Here is a 17,548-nt window from a genome sequence, read left to right on the forward strand (position 1 = left end):
ATATAGACGGGTTCGGTGCGCGTCGACAGGCCGTGGTTGACGCGCACCCTGCCGCGCCCGAGGCCCCCGGGGGGGCCTTGCGACGTCAGAGCCCCTCGCCGCCCACCCACTGCGCGTTCGACAGGCGCCGCGCGAGATCCCAGCTCTGGACTCGGATATCGGGGACCGCGACGACCTCCCACAGCCCGCCGCGGGTCATCGGCCCGATGCAGTGGATCCGGTCGTCGGGCGTGCCATCGGCCCGAATCGCGCGCGACTGCGCATCCACGTCGACACCGAGCCGAAGGGGATCGGGGCGGATGGCCCCTGCGCCGAGCAGGTGTTTCACGAGCGGTTCTTCGGACCGCAACAGATCGCCCTGCGGCCCGGTGCAGTTCACGATCCGCGCGGCGTGTGTAATGACGGGCGTGGTCTCACCGCGCGGCCGCCAGGTGAGGTTTGCCTGCGCGCCGTCGGCCTCGGCGGAGACGATCTTGCCCGCCGCGAAGGTCAGCCGCCCAGATGCGACGAGCGCCTCGACACGCTCGGCGACGGCAGGCGCGAGGCGGTGGCGGTGAACATCCCAATAGGGCCGCAGATGGCGAAGGAAACGGCCGCGTATCTCCTGCGATGCGGCGGACCACAGCATCTGGGTAACCGGCCGAAGCTCGTCCACCGCGCACCGCCAGCCTTCGATCGCCGCTCTTGCGCGAACATGGCGAACGAGGTCGGTCAGCGCCCCCTGCGGCTTGTCCGAAACGCCGCGGTGCGCCGGCGCCCCATCGACGTGGCGGCGCGGCGACAGGCCTCGGCGCGACATGGCGAGGATCGGCCCTGCAAACCCCTGCGCATCGAGCAGCAGCGCCGCGTCGATCGCGGTCAGCCCGGTGCCGACCAGCACGACCGTGTCGTCCGCCCCCAGCCCTTCGGCGATGTCGCCCGCCCAGGGGTCCGCGCGATACACGCCAACCGGGAGCGCCTCCGGCTTCAGACCCGGCGGCGTGTGCGGCGGCAGGTTGCCGAGCGCGAGCACCGCGGTATCCGCGCCGATCTTGCGTCCGTCCGCCATCGTCAGCGTGACGCCATCGCCCGCCACCGGGTCGATGGCGCAGACCTCACCCTCGACATGCACCAGCCGCCCGCCCGACTCCGCGATCGCCGCATCGAGCAGTTCGCGCAGATACGCGCCGTACGTCGTGCGCGGGACGAAGGTCGTGCGATCGCCCATGTCGTGCGCATCCAGCCAGCGGACGAAGTGACCGGGATCGTCGGGCAGCGCACTCATGTTGCCCGCGCGGACGTTGAGCAGATGATCCGGATGCGCCGCACTGTACGCGACGCCGCGCGCAAGCTGCCGGTCGCGCCGCTCGATCAGCGTCACGCGCGGGCCGGCGTGCCGCATCAGATTGACCGCGAACAGCGCCCCGGAAAACCCGCCGCCGACGACCACCACATGATCCTCGGGCCCCGCGATGCGCGCCATGGTTGCTCGGTCTTCCATCAGTTCGCTCGCTCGTTTTATTCGAGCCTCCCATGCCCGATCCGAGCGAGGCAGCCCAGCCCCGCTGCCGGCGGCCCGTCATCCTAAACCCCTCCCGTCACCCTGAACCTCTCCCGTCGTCCTGAACCGCTTCCGTCATCCTGAACCTCCCCCGGTCATCCTGACGAAAGTCAGGATCCAGGGTAACGGACGACGCGCTCAAGGCTCTGGATCCTGACTTTCGTCAGGATGACGGCATTGGGGGAAACTACCCAGTCCCACGTCATGCCGGGCTTGTTCCGGCATCCACCGTTCCCCTGTATCAACTCTGTCGAGTTTGCGGAACGGTGGCCCCCGGAACAGGTCCGGGGTGACGGCGGGAGGTGTCTCTAGATCGAGTATGCCCACCCCGGCGAAGGCCGGGGCCCAATTGGCAAGCTCGACATGACGATGCACATCCCGCCGTTACCACCGTCCCCCAATTGGGCCCCGGCCTTCGCCGGGGTGGGGCCTATCTTTTAGTCGCCCCGTCTTACGGCCGGAACGCGCCGATCCCCGCGATCGCCATCTTGGGCTGGTCCGTCGCGACGCTCGTGAAGCCGAGCATCAGATACCGCGCCTGCCGTGCCTTTGCGAAGGTCACGCGCTGCGTCGCCCGCGCGTAGGCGATGTTGCCGAATTCGCCCTCGCCCCCGGGTGTCCAGGTCTTGCCGTCGAGGCTCGTCTCGATCTGATAGCGCCCCGGCGGGCCCGCGTCGGGCAGCGCGTGGCGCGTCGGTGTGAGGCTGAACCCCGCCATCTGTTCCACCTTGCCCATGTCGATCATCAGCATCACGATGCTCGTCGGGGTCGGCGCCGGCGTCGTCCAGACGGTGGCAAGGTCATCGTCTAGCACCGCTTCCGCGCCGGGCAATCCGGGCTTCACCACACCCGCCAACGATTTCTCGCCCGCGAAATCCGGCTTGCCCGCCTTCATCGCCAGACTGTGCTGGATCGCGCTGACGATCGTCCACCCGCTCTTCGAGATGATCTTGTTACCGGTAGACTGCGATGCCGCGATCGCGACCGGCGGGACGCTCAGGAACAGCGACAGCTCGGTGATCGCGGGGCACGCCGGCGCCTCGACGATGCGCAACCGCACGCGCCGCGCCGTCACCGGCGAGGCCAAGCGGACGATCCGCTGCGCACCGATGCACTCGTGCAGCGCGACCTCGCGCCACGCACCCTTCGCATCCGCCACATCGATCGCGAACTTCGTCACCCGCACGCCGAGCGCCAGCGCCTCGCGGATGCGGATCAGGTCGAAGCGGCGACCCGGCGGCAGGTCGAGCACCAGCGACGGCGTCTTCATCGCATCCGGCGTGCTCCAATAGGTGTCCGGATTGCCGTCGAGCACGTTGGCCGGCGCGAACCGCGCGCCGCGCGACGGTCCGCTCGCCACCGCGCCCTTCGCCAGATCGGTCCTGAAGCTCGCGCGCAACGCATCGCCGAACGACTTCAGCGACGCGAGATCGGGCTCCGCGATCAGTCCGCGGCGATCGGGCGGCAGGTTGAGCATCATGTTCGTGCCGCGCCCGACCGACTCGTCGTGGAACTGCATCAGCCGCTGCGGCGACTTCACCTGCAGATCCTCGTCGGCATGATAGAACCAGCCGGGCCGGATCGACGTGTTGGTCTCCGCCGGCCACCAGAGCGGCGCACCGCGCACGCCCGAATTGCCCTCGGCCTGCACATAGGGATGGTTCGGCATCGTCGGCCAGCACGGATCGCCCGCACGCCCGTCCTCGTTGCCGACCCAGCGAATATCCGCGCCGAGCGGATCGAAGGTGCACGCCATCGGCTGCAACTTATGGACCATCGCGATGATCGACGGCCAGTTGTAATATTTCGGCGCATCGATCTTCCGCGCCTCGCGCGCGCCGCCATAATAGCCGTCGCCGCCGTTCGCGCCGTCGAACCAGACCTCGAACAGCTCGCCGTAATGGGTGCAGAGATCGGTCAGCTGCGCACGGAAATACTCGACGTACGAGGGCTTCCCGTAATCGGCGCGGTTGCGATCCCAGGGCGACAGATACAGCCCGTAGGAAATCCCGCCGCGGCGGCACGCGTCGCCCAGTTCGCGGACGATATCGCCCTTGCCCTGCTTGTACGGGCTGTTGCGGATGCAATGCTCGGTGAGCCTGGTCGGCCAGAGGCAGAAGCCGTCATGATGCTTGGCGGTGAGGACAAGGCCGGTCAGCCCCGCGCTCTTCGCCGCCGCGACGATCTGGTCGGGGTCGAACGCGGTCGGGTCGAAGAGCTTTGGGTCCTCGTCGCCGTAACCCCATTCCTTGTCGGTCCAGGTGTTCAGCGTGAAGTGGACGAAGCCGTAGCGCTCGCGCTTGTGCCACGCGAGCTGGCGGACGCTCGGCGTCGCGCCCCAGGGGGCGGGCGCATCAACCGGAGTGGCGGCATTCGCACGACCCGCGGCGGCGGTGGCGAGCGTGCCGGCGATCAACGCGCGGCGGTTCAGGTCTAACGTCATCGCGAAACTCCGGTGGTTGCTGGCGGCCGATCGGCAGGCGCGCGGCCAAAATCACGGTTGGGCGTGTCGCTCATCTCGAAGACGAGCCGCCCGCCGCGGACGATATCGGCGTGCGCGATCCAGCTCTTGGTCCAGGGCTTGCCGTTCCACGTCACCGACTGCACGTAGGGCCGGTCCGCCGCATTGCCGCGGGCCTCGACGACCAGCGTCCTGCCCTTGCCGACGCGCATCTCGGCCCGATCGAACAGCGGTGAGCCGAATACGTAATTCGCGCTGACCGGATCGACCGGGTACAGCCCCAGCGCGCTTAGCACGTACCAGGCGCTCATCTGCCCGCAATCGTCGTTGCCGATGATGCCTTCGGGATCGTCGCGGTACATCGTGGTCAGCAGTCGACGCACCATGGCCTGCGTCTTCCACGCCGCGCCGCAATAGGCGTACATATAGGCGACGTGATGGCTCGGTTCGTTGCCGTGCGCATATTGGCCGACCAGCCCGGTGATGTCGGGCGGCGCGTCCTTGGGCAGGACCGACGATGCGGTGAACAGCGCGTCGAGCTTGGCCTCGAACTTCGCATCGCCGCCCATCGCCGCGATCAGTCCGTAGACGTCGTGCTGGTTGAGGAACGTCGCCTGCCAGCTATTGCTCTCGGTATAGTCACGCCACGTGGCGGAATGGCCGAGCGCGACGGGATCATAAGGTTCGATCCATGTACCGTCTTCGCGCTTCGGTCGCACAAAGTTTATCGTGCTGTCGAACACGTTCCGCCAATTGCCGCTACGCTTGCGGAGTCGTGCGGCATCGGCGGTCGCGCCCGCGGCGTCGGCCAGATGTGCCGAGGCGTAATCGTCATACGCATATTCGAGCGTACGCGAGACCCCCTCGAACACCTTGTCGGCGGGAACATAGCCAAGCGCGTCATAGGGTTCGATCCCGAGGCTGTTGTCGAGATTCGGCATCGTGAAATCGAACGAACGACGACGGACGTTCGGCCATGCCGCGGCGTAGTTGGCCGGCACGCCTTTCGCGCGCGCCTCGGCCATCACCGCCACCGAATGCCAGCCGATCATGCAGCCCGTCTCGATCCCCTGCAGCGGCCAGACGGGCGGGCCGTATCGGCTCTGCTGGGTCTGGCGGATCAGGTCGCCGACGAGGTCCGCGGTCCGCTTCGGCTCGATCAACGTCAGCAACGGATGCAGCGCGCGGTACGTATCCCACATCGAATAGGTGCTGTAGGCGTGATCCTTGCCCGTCACCCTGTGCACCCGTTTGTCGAGCCCGAGATAGCGCCCGTCGACGTCGGAGAACAGCGTCGGCGCAAGCTGCGAATGATACAGCGCGCTCGCCAGGATCGTGCGCTGCGCCGGCGTCCCACCCTCGACGGTGACGGCGTCAAGCGCTGGGGCCCAGCGCTTGGCGGCCTTCGCGCGATACCGGTCGAAGTCCCAATGCCGCGCCTCGGCCGCCAGGTTCGCACGCGCGCCGGCGACGTCGACCCCGGAGATGCCGGTGCGGATCACGATCGGTGCGGCACCGGCGTCGTCATAGTGCAGCACCGCCTTCACGCGCTTGCCCGCGACGCCGCGTGCGCCGTCCGCCTGCGCGACGTCGCCATCGCCGTAGAATACGATGCGGTCGGGCTTGCGCGACACCTGCATCGCGAAGTGGATGCGGCGCCCCTTCGCCCAGCGGAACACGCGGCGGCTGCCGGTCAGCGTACCGCTCTCGTCGATCGCCAGCGACGCCTCGTCGATCAGCACGCCCCGGTCGGACTCGTCGAGGATCAAATGCGACATATCGATCAGGACATGCCCCGCGCCGCGCGGGAAGACGTGGCGCTGGATGCCCGTCCGCTCGGTCACGGTCAGCTCCGCGCGGACACCCGTTTCCAGGGCGACACGGTAGTAACCGGGCTCGGCATGCTCGTCGGAGAAGCGCTGGCGATAGCCGGCACCCGGGTCTTCTAGCGTGCCCGGTATCAACTGCACCGGCCCCCGGGTCGGCACCACCAGCACGTCGAGCATGTCGCCGATGCCCGTGCCCGACAGATGCGTGTGGCTGAACCCGATGATCGACGTGTCGGTGCGGTGATAGCCCGAGCACGCATCCCAGCGCTCGACATCGGTATCGGGGCTGAGCTGCACCATCCCGAACGGCAGCGTCGCGCCGGGATAGGTGTGGCCATGCCCACCGGTGCCGACGAACAGGTCGGGAGCGGTCGCCTGCCCGCGGGGCGCTGCGGCAAACGTCGCGCGCGCGGTGAGCGCAAGCGCGCCGGTTCCGGCGAGGAGCATGCGGCGAGTGATCATGCGCGGACTCCTAGAAGGGCGGGACGTTTGACGGCGATGTCGACGACCAGTTCGCCGAACAGCCCGTTGGCCCATGCGAACCACGACCGCGTGAACTTCGCGCCGTCGTCCTGGTTGAAGGATTCATGCATGAACCCGGTGCCGCCATGCGTCGCTTTGAGCGCCGCCAGCGACCGCGCGACGGTCGCGTCGTCGCCGGTCTCGAGCGCGTTCAGCGCGTGCATCACGATCGACATCGGCCAGATCTCGCGCAAGCCAGTATGCGGACTGCCGATCCCTTCCGCCGCCTTGCCGGCGAAGAAATACGCGTTGTCCTTGCTCCAGGCGCGCGCGGCAGTGCGCCGCCAGAGCGGATCGTCGGCCTTCACCGCGCCGAGATAGGCAAGCCCCGACAGGCTCGGCACATTGGCGTCGTCCATGAAGATCGCGTTGCCATAGCCATCGACCTCGTACGCCCAGACCGGCTGGCCGTCCGGACCCTTGGTCATGCCGTGCAGCCGCAACGCCGCCTCGACCTCGTCCGCCAGCGCAGACGCATCCGCCGCCAGCGCCGCGTCGCGCCGAGCCCGCGTCGCGAGTTCCGCCAGTTGCCGCAGCGCGCGGACCGCGAAGATGTTCGACGGGATCAAGAACGGGAGCACGCACGCATCGTCCGAAGGCCGGAATCCGCAATGGATCAGCCCGACGGGTCGCGACGGGGGCCCATAGCCGTCGAGCGGCATGCTTTCCCCGACGATCGGCGACGAACGGCGGAAGCGATACGGCCCCGGCCCGTCCTTGCGCTGCTGCTCGCGGAACGTCCGGATCGACGCGCGCGCCCCGTCCGCCCACAGCGCGTCGAACGGCACGGTGTCGCCGGTCGCCTGCCAATAGGCGTGCGCGATCCACATCGGGTAGCAGAGCGAATCCACCTCCCATTTGCGCTCGCCGACGCCCGGCTTCATCACCGTGTCGTCGGTCAGCGACCAGCTCAGGTTGGTCTTCGCCGAGGGGTCGTGCATGAACGCGTTGGCATACGGATCGATCAGGATGCACCGCGCCTGCCGCGCGATCAGCCCGCGAAACAGCGTCCGCAACGCCGGGTCGCGCTTCGCCAGCGGCAGATACGGATGGACCTGCGCCGAGCTGTCGCGCAGCCACATGCAGTCGATATCACCGGTGATGACGAACGCATCGGGCTTGCCGTCGACCGCGTCCATGAACACCGTCGTGTCGAGCGTGTTCGGATAGCAATTCGCGAACATCCAGGCGAGTTCGGGATCGGCGATCTTCGCCGACACGCGCGCGATCTCCGCCTCCACCGCGCGGCTGGTGTAGCGCCGATCGCCAAGCTTCGGGCGCTTGCTGACGAACGACGGCGCGGCCGCCCGAAGCGGTCCGGCGAGGCCGAGCGCCGCGGCGCCCGCGATCAGCATGCGCCGGTCTATCATCCCGGGGTCGATCATTTCGGCAAATCCTGCGTTCCCGTCACGGTGAAGACGGTATCGACACCCGGCCCATCGCCGGGCTGGCCGCCACCGATATGCAGCCGGTATTCGCCCGGTACGACACGGCGCGTTCCCGCCGCATCGACGCTGCTCATGCCGCGAGGATCGATCGTAAATGCCACGCGTGCCGTCTGGCCCGGCTTCACTGTCTCGCGCCTGAACCCGACGAGCTGGCGTTGCAGGACGGGATCGTTGAAGCGCGGCTTCACCGTCGGCTCGGGCGGCACGAGATACGCCTGCACCACTTCGTCGCCCGCAACCTTGCCGGCGTTCTTCACCGGTACTTCGACCGTGACGCTCTCGCCCGCCACGATCGTGGTGCGCGCGAGCTTGGGCGCGGCATAGGCGAACTGCGTATAGCTAAGCCCGTGCCCGAAGCCCCAGAGCGGCGTGCCGGTGAAGTAGCGATAGGTCCGTTCGCGCATGTTGTAGTCGATGAACGCCGGCAGATCGCGCGTCTTCGCGTAGAACGTCACCGGCAGTCGCCCGCCCGGATTGCTCTTCCCCGTCAGCGTATCGGCGATCGCCTGCCCGCCAGCCTGCCCCGGATACCATCCGACCAGGATCGCGTCGGCATGCGCCTTCGCCCAGGTCATCGCGACCGCGCTGCCGGTCATGAGCACAACCACCAGCGGCTTGCCGGTCGCCTTGGCCGCTTCTAGCAACCGCACCTGCGCCGCGGGCAACCCGATATCGGTCCGATCGCCGCCCGAGAACCCCGCCACCTCGATCTGCAACGCCTCGCCCTCGACCGCGGGCGACAGCCCAACGAACGCGACGATCGCATCGGCATCCTTGGCGGCAGCAACTGCCTCCGCGACCTGCGCATCGGCCGGCGCGGTCCAGGTCAGCCGCAGCCCCTGGTCCTCGCCGCTATGCGCGAGCTCCACGCGGATCGCATGTGGGCCCGCGGTTAGCGTCACCGCCGCCTCGACATTCTTGCCGCTGCCGTCGTCGTCAGCGACCAACTTGTCGTCGATCCACAACCGCGAGGGGTCATGCCCCTTGCAGTCGAAACAGCGTGGCACGTCGAGCCGGAACACATAGTCGCCCGCGGACGGCGCGGTGATCGTGCCCGTCCAGCGCACCGAGAACGATGCGGGATCGATCCCCGGCGCAGGCGCGGTACGGTCCCAGTCGAAGTCGATCAGCCGGTCGGCGCGCACCACCGACGTACCGGTGAAATCGCTCGCCCGGAAATACTCGCCGCGCAACGACAGCGCAGTGTCGGGCACCGGCACGGGCACGCCCTCGGCGATGCTCGATCCTTGCGCATACCGCACGCCCTCAAACGATGTGCGCAGCGCCGCCAACGGCGTGATCGGCGCGGCTGCGGTACCGTGATAATTCGCTTCCAGCACGTCGACGCTGTCGGCATTCGGCCCGATCACCGCGATCTTCGCCGATGGTTTCAGCGGCAGCACGCCGTTGTTCTGGACCAGCACCATCGCCTTGCGCGCCGCCTCCAGCGCCAGCGCGCGGTGTGCCGGCGTGTCGAACTCGGTCGGCTTGATCCTGTCCCACGGGCTCGTCGCGCCGAACGCCCCGCCGAGCATCCGCCGCACCGCGAACGTCCGCGTCAGACTCGCGTCGAGCGTCGCCTCAGGCACCAGCCCGCGGCGCACCGCATCGCCAAGCGCCGCGTAGGTCTTCCCGCAGTTGAAATCCATGCCTGCGGAAATCGCCGCCGCCGACCCGCTGGCGGCATCCGGCCGGTAATAATGATAATTCGCGATATTTCCGACCGCATCGCAGTCGGACACGATCAGCCCCTTGAAGCCCCATTGCTTCCGCACCGTCTCGGTCAGCAACGGCTCCGACGCGCAGACCGGCACCCCGTGGATCGAATTATACGCGCACATCGTCGACAGCGCCTTGCCCTCGGTCAGCGCCAGTCGGAACGCAGGCAGGAACGTCGCCTCGCGGTCGTGCGGCGAGATATCGACGTCGAACCCGTCGCGCCCCGCCTCGGGTCCGCTATGCGCAGCGAGATGCTTCGGCGTGGCAATGACCTTCGGGTGCGCAAGGTCGGGCCCCTGCAACCCGCCGATAAAGGCGACGCCGAGCCGCCCCGTCAGATACGGGTCCTCGCCATACGTCTCCTGCCCACGCCCCCAGCGCGGATCGCGGAAGATGTTGATGTTGGGCGACCAGATCGTCAGCCCCTGATAGCGCGTCCGGTCCCCTGCCGGCAGCGCGTTCGACTTCGCGCGCGCCTCGGTCGACACGACGTCGCCGACGCGCCGGAGCAGAGCCTCGTCCCACGTCGCGGCGAGGCCGATCGCTTGGGGAAACACCGTCGCCACGCCGTTGCGCGCGAGCCCGTGCAGCCCTTCGTTCCAGTAATCATAGGCGGGCAGGTTCAGCCGCGGGATCGCCGGCGCGACGCTCTGCAACTGCGCCGCCTTCTCGTCGAGCGTCATGCTGCGGACGGCTGGATCGACGGTTTGCGCAAGCGCTGACGTAGCGAGCAACAGGCCGGGAGCGAAGGCAAACCGGGCAAGCCTGGTCGAGAGGCGACCTCTCCCCCCCTCCGTCATCCTGGGCTCGACCCAGGATCCAGAGCCACGGGCGGCGGCGTCCGTAACTCTGGATCCCAGCGTTCGCTGGGATGACGGCAGGGTGGTATGGTCGCGCATCGGGTGGGATGACGGGGCGGTGGGGGCGTAATCGCGCATCACGACTTCACCGCCGCAACGCCGGCCAGCGTTCGGACCGACAAGGCACGCCGCAGCGACGCAGCCGACACCTTGGACGCTACCGTCACCGTAACACTCTCACCCGGCAGCAGATCGAACGCATTGTCCGATGGCGCCGCCTCGACCTTCCCAAAATCGAGCCACACCGCCCGCGCCAGCTTGGTCGCGGTCAGCGTCAGGCGATCGCCCTCCCACGTCGCGCTCAGCCCCGGATCGGGCAGCGTCATCGTCTTGGGCGCCGCCGACACCAGCATGCGCGACGTCACGCGGCCGTCCACCAGCAACTCCGCCACCGCGATCGTCCGCGCCGGATCGCCACCCGCGAACAGCGTCGCATCGGGCAGCGTCGCCACCGCCGTTGCGGACAAGGGCGCCAATGTCGCAGCCTCCTCGCGCGTCGCGACGACCTTGCCGTCGACGTCGAGCGTCCGCACGCGCCACTTCGCCTCGGTCGGCACAGTCGCGTCGGAGATCAGGCTGACCTTCGTCGCGCCGTCCTTGCGCTCCGCGGCGATCGCCAGCGGCGCATAGAAATGCCGCGCGCGGAATTGCAGCGCCTTCCAGCGGCCGTAATAATCGATGCTGGCCCATGACGCGCCCGGCCAGACGTCGTTGATCTGCCAGAACAGCGACCCCATCGTCACCGGCCGGCACGCGCGGTGGTGCAGCGCGGCGAGTTCGACCCCCTCCGCCTGCATGACCTGGCTCAGATACACGAACTCGGCGAAGTCGCGCGGCTCGCGGTATTTTTCCCGGATGTAGAACAGCAGCCGGTCGTTGCCCTCGCCCTTCAGGAACTTCTGGTGCGCCTTCATCACCGGCGAGGTCGGCGAGAAGTCGGCGTCGGTCGCGAACGTCCGGATCGTCTTCATCTCGGGCATCGACTGGAGGCCGTATTCGGACATGAACCGCGGGCAGCTGTCGAGATACGCCTCGACCGGCTTCTTGCCGCCCCACACGTCCCAATAATGCCGGTCGCCGTCGCCATCGATGTCGGGCTTGTCCTCGTAATTGCTGCTCGGCGAGCCCGGCCAATAGACCGCATCGGGATCGCGGCGTTCGGCGGCATCGCGCAGCACGCGGTCGAAGATCACCGCCATGCCGACGCCGATCCGCTCCTGCTCGTCCGCGCCGACCGCCTTCTTGTACGCGATCCGGTCGGACCAGTTCGCCCAACCGCTGAGCACTTCGTTGTTGCCCGCCCACATCACGATCGAGGGATGCGCCTGGAGCCGGTCGACCTGTTCCTCCGCCTCGATCCGGACGGTCTCGCGGAAGTCGCGATCGGGCGGCGTCACCGCGCCGCCGAACATGAAGTCCTGCCACACCATCAGCCCCATCTGGTCGGCGATGTCGTAGAACGCGTCGTCGAGATAATAGCCGCCGCCCCACACGCGGATCATGTTCATGTTGGCGTCGCGCGCGCCGGCCATGACGGTGCGGATCTGGCTCTCGGGCACGCGCGCCGGGAACATGTCGAACGGGATCAGGTTCGCGCCCTTGGCGAACACCGGGATACCGTTGACGACGAACGCGAAGCCCCGCCCCTGCGCGTCCTTGTCACGACGCAGTTCGACGGTGCGCAGGCCGGTGCGGCGCTGTGCGATATCGATCGTCGCGGTGCCGTCGGTCAGCGTCGCCTTCACGGTGTAAAGCGGCTGCGCGCCATAGCCCGCGGGGAACCAGCGCTGCGGGTTGGCGACGCTCACCGGCACCGCCACATGGCTCGCGCCCGCCGCGACGGTGACGGTCCGCGCAGCCTGACTCACGCGTCCATCGGGACCCGTAACCGCGACCTGCACGGTGACCGGACGCTCCTCGCCCGCCACCACGTCAAGTTCGGCCGACAGCCGCGCCTCGGACTTGGTCAGCGCTTCCTGCGTGACGCGAAACGCTTCGATCCGCGCGTCGTCCCACGCCTCGATCCGCGCCGGCCGCCAGATTCCCTGGGTGACGATCCGGGGACCCCAGTCCCAGCCATATTGATACTTCGGCTTGCGGATATAGGGCGAGGTCTGCTTGCCCATCGGCTCGTCGCCGAACACCGAATCATATTCGCCGGGCAGCGGGTTCTTCGCTTTCAACACCATCGGCTGCAATGTGCGGATCGGCGAGCGGAACGTGATCAGCAGGTCGTTCCTGCCGGGTTTCAGCACCGCCTTGACCGGCACGCGCCAGCGGCGATGCGCATTGTCGGCGGCGAGCAGCCGCGTCCCGTTCAGCCGCACCTCGGCAAAGGTATCGAGCCCGTCGAACACCAGGTCGATATGATCGCGCGCAAGCTGTTCGGCGGTCATGCGCAGGGTGGTGCGATACTGCCAGTCGGTCAGCCCGACCCACTGGATCTTCGCCTCGTTCAGACCCTTGTACGGATCCGGCACGATCTTCGCCGCCATCAGGTCGGTTTGCGCGCTGCCCGGCACGGTCGCGCGAAGCCAGCGTGCCGCCTTGGGATGCGCCTTGGCGGCAGCGGTATCGGCAGGATCGATCCGCATCGACCAGCCGCTGTCGAGCACCACGCTGGTACGCGGCGCGGCCCAGGCCGGAGTCGCGGCGATCGCGGCGAGCAGCAGAAATGTGGTCGGCCGCATCACTTCTTCTCCGACAGCTGCATCGACTCGACCGCGTAGAACGGCGACTCCATCGAGGCGGTGAACAACAGGCAGATGTCCGCATCGCCCTTCCCCGCGGGCAACGTGCCGCGGAAGGTCATGCGGTTCGGGCTCGTCGCCGGGTTGGGCAGCGGGAAGGTCCCCGCGATCGCGCCGGTGCAGCCGCCGGTGCGCACCACGAGTTCGCCATACGTCGTCACCGCATAATGCCGGCGCAGCGCCTTCTCGTCATGCGCGAGCCCGTAATGCCGCGGCAGCCGCGCGACATCGACGGTAAAGCCGCGTGCCACGTCGAGCGGGGCCGCCGGATACATCGTGCACGTATCGAAGATGTTGACGTTGAACACCGGCGTGTTCCCCGTCGCCTCCGACGTCAGCGGCACGCGCAGGCCGATCGCGCCATCGGGGCATGCGACCAGCTCCGAACTCGACCGGCGCAGCAGCGCGGCACGGCTCGTCTCGAACAGACGCGGTTCCGCGGTCGGATGACCGTCGCTGGTGAAGGCGGCCGCACGAACAGTCGTGCCAGGCTTCAACGACAACGGCGTGGCATAGGCCTTCGATCGCGCGGTCGGCGCCTTGCCGTCGAGCGTGTAGCGGATCGTGCCGTAGCCCGTCTGCGTCGCGAGCGTTACCGGCACCTTGCCACGACGCAGCGCGTCGCCGCGCGTGCCCTGGATCGCGAAGTCGACCGCGAACGCGCTGTCCGCCGCGGCGATACCAGCGCGGGCATAGCGGCCCATCTGCGGTTCAAGGCGCGCCACGAACCCGTCGAAATCGCGCACGGACTTTGGCGACCACGTCCGCTCGGCCAGCGCCGACAGCCGCGGGAAGGTCGCGTGCTGAAGTTGCTCGGGCGTCACCAGATATTCGCTGAACGCGTTGATCTGCGCGCCCAGCACATGCTTCGCCTTGTCGGGCGCCAGTCCTGCGGGCTCGGGCTCGTAAGCATATAGCCGAGCGAGCGGCACGATCGCATCGCCGTTCGCGATGCGGCCCGGCGGCTCGTCGCTGCGATTGCTCTGCAGGCTGTCGAGATACAGGATCGGTGCGGGGCTCAGCACCACGTCGTGACCCTGGTTAGCGGCCTCGACCGCGCCCTTCTCGCCACGCCACGACATCACCGACGCCGACGGCGGCAGCCCGCCCTCGAGGATCTCGTCCCAGCCGATCAGGCGGCGGCCGTGCTTGGCGAGATACTCGCCCAGCTGGTCGATCATCCAGCTCTGCATCTGCATCTCGGTCTTGAGGCCAAGCGCCTTCATCTTGGCCTGCACCGCAGGCGAACGCTCCCACTGGTCCTTGACCGCCTCGTCGCCGCCGAGATGGATGAACTGCGACGGGAACACGTCCATCAGTTCGTCGAGCACATGCTTGATGAAGGTCATGCTGCGATCCTCAGGGCTGAACAGCCACGGGTTCACGCCCCAGTCGTGACCGACCGCAGGCCGATCGCCGAGCACGCCGACTTCGGCCGGATACGACGCGACCGCGGCTTGCGCATGGCCGGGCAGATCGATCTCGGGCATGATCGTGATCGCGCGCTCCTGCGCATAGGCGACCAGCGCCTTCAGCTCGGCCTGCGTGTAGAACCCGCCGACCTTCTCGCCCGACGCACCGCCCGCAGACGGCGGCGTCCGCCACGCGCCGATCCGGGTCAGGTCGGGATAGCGCTTGATCTCGACGCGCCAGCCCTGATCATCGGTCAGGTGGAGATGCAGCACGTTCATCTTCTGCGCGGCGAGCTGATCGACCATAGCGTACAACGTCGGCATCGGCACGAAATGCCGCGCCGGATCGATCATCAACCCGCGCCACTTGAAGCGCGGCGCGTCGCGGATCGTCATCGCCGCCAGCGTCACGGGCTTGCCGACCGCCGCATCGGGGCTGAGCAACTGCGCCAGCGTCATCGCGCCGTGGACGAGGCCCGCATCGCCGCTCGCCGCGATCGTGACGCCCTTCGCATCGACGCTCAGCGTGTAGGCCTCGTCACCCACGACACTCGCATCGCGCACGAACCGGATCGGACCGGTGCCGGCGTCGCTTGCGAGCGACAGCCCGCGGACGACCTTCACCTGTTGCGCAAGCAGCTTGGCTGCGGTCTTCGTCCCCGCATCGTTCGCGACGATTCCGGCACCTTCGCCGATCGTCAGCGTCCCCGACTTCGCCTCGATCGAGGCGGGCATCGGTATCAGCTTCGGCCCTTCGGCCACCGCCGCGGTCGAGGTCATGAGCAGCGCGAGCACCAAAGGGCGGAGACGGATCATGATGGGTCCTTCGGTAATTGCGCCGGGTCGGGCGGGAAGGCGGCGGAGCCGGCCTTGAATGGTTCGTACGCACGGACGACGCCGCCTGCGCGGGCGCCCTCCGCGGTCAGGATATCGACGGTCACCGTGACGGGCGAAAGACGGCCCGGCCATGACGCAGACACCGTCGCGGTGCCGCCCGGCGCGATGACCGGCAGCGCCTGTTCGCCCTCGCCGAGCAGCACCCGGTCGCCGCCCATCGCCCGCCAGTGCAGCCGCGCACCGACCAGCGGATAGGACGGCAATGCGCCCTTCGCGGCGCCCATGACGGTAGCGGTAAAGCCGGTCGGCGTCTCGCCTGCCATCGTCAGGTCGACGCGTGCGGTCACCGCGCGATTGGCGGCCTCCCAGGCGAAATAGCTCGGGCGGCGCTGGCGATCGGGATCGACCAGCCCGTGATCGACATAGCCGTCGGCGATGCCGGCAAACAGGTTCTTGTTCGACCGGTAATCCGCATAGCTCCAGAAGATCGCGCCGCCGACCCAGGGGCGCGTCGCGAACGCCGCCAGCTGGTCCTTGAGGTTTTCGGTGCGCGCGACGTCCGCACTCGCGCCGTCCTTCGAGAACGGGCCGGGCCAGCCGAATTCGGAGATGACGAGCATCCGGTCGGGATAGGCCTTGTCGAACGCATCGAGCCACGGCCCGACTTTGTCCGCGGCGCCGCTCCAGGTCCCGAAATAGGCGTTGGCCATCACGAAGTCGGCCGCGACCAGCGCGGGTACGCGGACCGGACGCTCCGCGATCTGCGAATCCGCAAACGTCACGAACCGACCGGGATCAATCGCGTTGATATGCGCCTTCATCGCCTTGACGAACGCGAACCCCTGCGGCGTCGCGGCCTCGCTCTCGTTCATCACGCTCCAGGCGAGCACGCTCGGGTGATTGCCGCTCTCGGCGATCATCTCGGCCATCATCGCCTTGGCACGCGCCAGCAGCCGCGGGTCGCCCAACTGCGCCGCGGTCATCTGCCAGATCGGGATTTCGGGGATCAGCAGCATGCCCGCACGGTCGGCGGCGTCGAACACGCTCTGCGGCTGTGGATAATGCACCGGCCGCGTCAGCGTCACGTGCAGCGCATTCAGATCGCGCATGTCGTGCAGGATCGTGCCGCGCGTCTCGGCGGCACCTTCCCACGGCGAATCCTCGTGCCGCGTCACGCCGGTCAGCCGCACGGGCATGTCGTTGACGTACAGCGTCCGGTTGCGGAGCGCGAGCGTGCGCAGGCCGACGGTATCTTCACGCCGGTCGAGCACCACGCCCTTTTCGTCGCGCAGTTCGGCGATGATCCGGTAGAGTTTCCCCGCGCCAATCTGCCACCGCTGGGGCTTGGTGATCGTCAGCGCGGCATCGGGCGTCGCCGCCGAGGACGCGGCTACCGTCACGCCCTTGGAAGCGCGCGCAACCTCGCGGCCATCCGGATCGATCGCGACCGTCGTCAGCGCGTAAGTATGCGCCTTGCTATCGATATTCTCGATCCCGACGCCGCTCGTGACGGTCGCGCTGTCGGCGCGCAGGACCTGGCGAATACGCTGGCGGCGGATCAGCCCGCCCTCGGCGATCCGCAGCGACACGTCGCGCGTGATCCCGCCGCTATGCCACCAATCGTACCAGACGTTCCCCGAGCCCGCGAGCCGCATCGCATAGCCGGGAATCGTCACGAACCCTGGCCGATCGTCCGCCGAGACGACGACACGATTTTCGCCCGGTTTAAGCACCCGGGAGACGTCGATATCGAACGCGGTATGCCCGCCCTCATGCGTGCCGACGAGCGTCCCGTTCACCCAGACGCGCGCCGCGTAGAACACCGCGTCGAAATGCAGTTCGAGATGCTTGCCGACGATCGCCTCGGGCACCACCAGGGTGCGCGCATACCAGCCGACGCCCTCGGCATTCGCGCCGCGCGTCAGCGGCCAGCTATGCGGGACACTGACGCTTTCGGCGCCCGCGGGATCGGCCTTCAGCCACGCCGGATCGGCCGGCGCATCCTTCGCCAGCCAGAACGTCCACCCCGCATCCAGATCGATCCGCTCGGCCGCGGCCGGCGTCGCCAGGACCATCGGAACGAGAAACGCGGACAGGACACCGAGATGCCCCATCCGCTTGCGTACTGCCTTGATCCATTCCGATGTCATGCGGCGATATCGTGCCCCCT

At 68.1% G+C, this 17,548-nt stretch carries 8 protein-coding genes; all 8 read right to left on the bottom strand.

Going from position 1 to position 17,548, the window contains the following annotated elements:
- Window positions 1-85: 85 nt before the first annotated feature.
- A complete protein-coding gene (locus U1707_RS15190; protein WP_332800914.1) occupies window positions 86-1,480 on the bottom strand; it encodes an FAD/NAD(P)-binding protein in 1,395 nt (464 codons plus the stop codon).
- Window positions 1,481-1,991: 511 nt separating this feature from the next.
- Window positions 1,992-3,983, bottom strand: a complete 1,992-nt coding sequence (locus tag U1707_RS15195) for an alpha-L-fucosidase (protein WP_332800915.1) — start codon at window positions 3,981-3,983, stop codon at window positions 1,992-1,994.
- Window positions 3,980-6,292 carry a GH92 family glycosyl hydrolase gene (locus tag U1707_RS15200; protein WP_332800916.1) on the bottom strand — a complete coding sequence of 771 codons (2,313 nt, stop codon included), beginning with the start codon at window positions 6,290-6,292 and terminating at the stop codon, window positions 3,980-3,982. Before U1707_RS15200 ends, U1707_RS15195 begins: the two co-directional genes overlap by 4 nt.
- Window positions 6,289-7,737 carry a glycoside hydrolase family 125 protein gene (locus tag U1707_RS15205; RefSeq protein ID WP_332800917.1) on the bottom strand — a complete coding sequence of 483 codons (1,449 nt, stop codon included), beginning with the start codon at window positions 7,735-7,737 and terminating at the stop codon, window positions 6,289-6,291. Before U1707_RS15205 ends, U1707_RS15200 begins: the two co-directional genes overlap by 4 nt.
- Window positions 7,734-10,319, bottom strand: coding sequence for a glycoside hydrolase family 3 C-terminal domain-containing protein (locus U1707_RS15210; protein ID WP_332800918.1), 2,586 nt, complete (start codon window positions 10,317-10,319; stop codon window positions 7,734-7,736). Before U1707_RS15210 ends, U1707_RS15205 begins: the two co-directional genes overlap by 4 nt.
- Before the next feature lie 137 nt (window positions 10,320-10,456).
- Window positions 10,457-13,069 (bottom strand): beta-mannosidase, encoded by a 2,613-nt coding sequence (locus U1707_RS15215; RefSeq protein WP_332800919.1) that lies wholly within the window; start codon window positions 13,067-13,069, stop codon window positions 10,457-10,459.
- Window positions 13,069-15,357: a beta-N-acetylhexosaminidase gene (locus U1707_RS15220; RefSeq protein WP_332800920.1), complete on the bottom strand. Its 2,289-nt coding sequence runs from the start codon at window positions 15,355-15,357 to the stop codon at window positions 13,069-13,071. Before U1707_RS15220 ends, U1707_RS15215 begins: the two co-directional genes overlap by 1 nt.
- Complete coding sequence (locus tag U1707_RS15225) at window positions 15,354-17,528, bottom strand: glycoside hydrolase family 2 protein (protein WP_332800921.1); 2,175 nt, start codon at window positions 17,526-17,528, stop codon at window positions 15,354-15,356. The genes U1707_RS15220 and U1707_RS15225 overlap by 4 nt, the downstream gene beginning before the upstream one ends.
- Window positions 17,529-17,548: the final 20 nt, after the last annotated feature.

The sequence above is a fragment of the Sphingomonas sandaracina genome (assembly GCF_036663695.1).
GTDB lineage: Bacteria > Pseudomonadota > Alphaproteobacteria > Sphingomonadales > Sphingomonadaceae > Sphingomonas.

Bases quoted from the DNA above. Each gene is read 5' to 3' on its own strand.
- U1707_RS15190 (WP_332800914.1), bottom strand. From the start codon at position 1,480: ATGGAAGACCGAGCAACCATGGCGCGCATCGCGGGGCCCGAGGATCAT.
- U1707_RS15195 (WP_332800915.1), bottom strand. From the start codon at position 3,983: ATGACGTTAGACCTGAACCGCCGCGCGTTGATCGCCGGCACGCTCGCC.
- U1707_RS15200 (WP_332800916.1), bottom strand. From the start codon at position 6,292: ATGATCACTCGCCGCATGCTCCTCGCCGGAACCGGCGCGCTTGCGCTC.
- U1707_RS15205 (WP_332800917.1), bottom strand. From the start codon at position 7,737: ATGATCGACCCCGGGATGATAGACCGGCGCATGCTGATCGCGGGCGCC.
- U1707_RS15210 (WP_332800918.1), bottom strand. From the start codon at position 10,319: ATGACGGAGGGGGGGAGAGGTCGCCTCTCGACCAGGCTTGCCCGGTTT.
- U1707_RS15215 (WP_332800919.1), bottom strand. From the start codon at position 13,069: ATGCGGCCGACCACATTTCTGCTGCTCGCCGCGATCGCCGCGACTCCG.
- U1707_RS15220 (WP_332800920.1), bottom strand. From the start codon at position 15,357: ATGATCCGTCTCCGCCCTTTGGTGCTCGCGCTGCTCATGACCTCGACC.
- U1707_RS15225 (WP_332800921.1), bottom strand. From the start codon at position 17,528: ATGACATCGGAATGGATCAAGGCAGTACGCAAGCGGATGGGGCATCTC.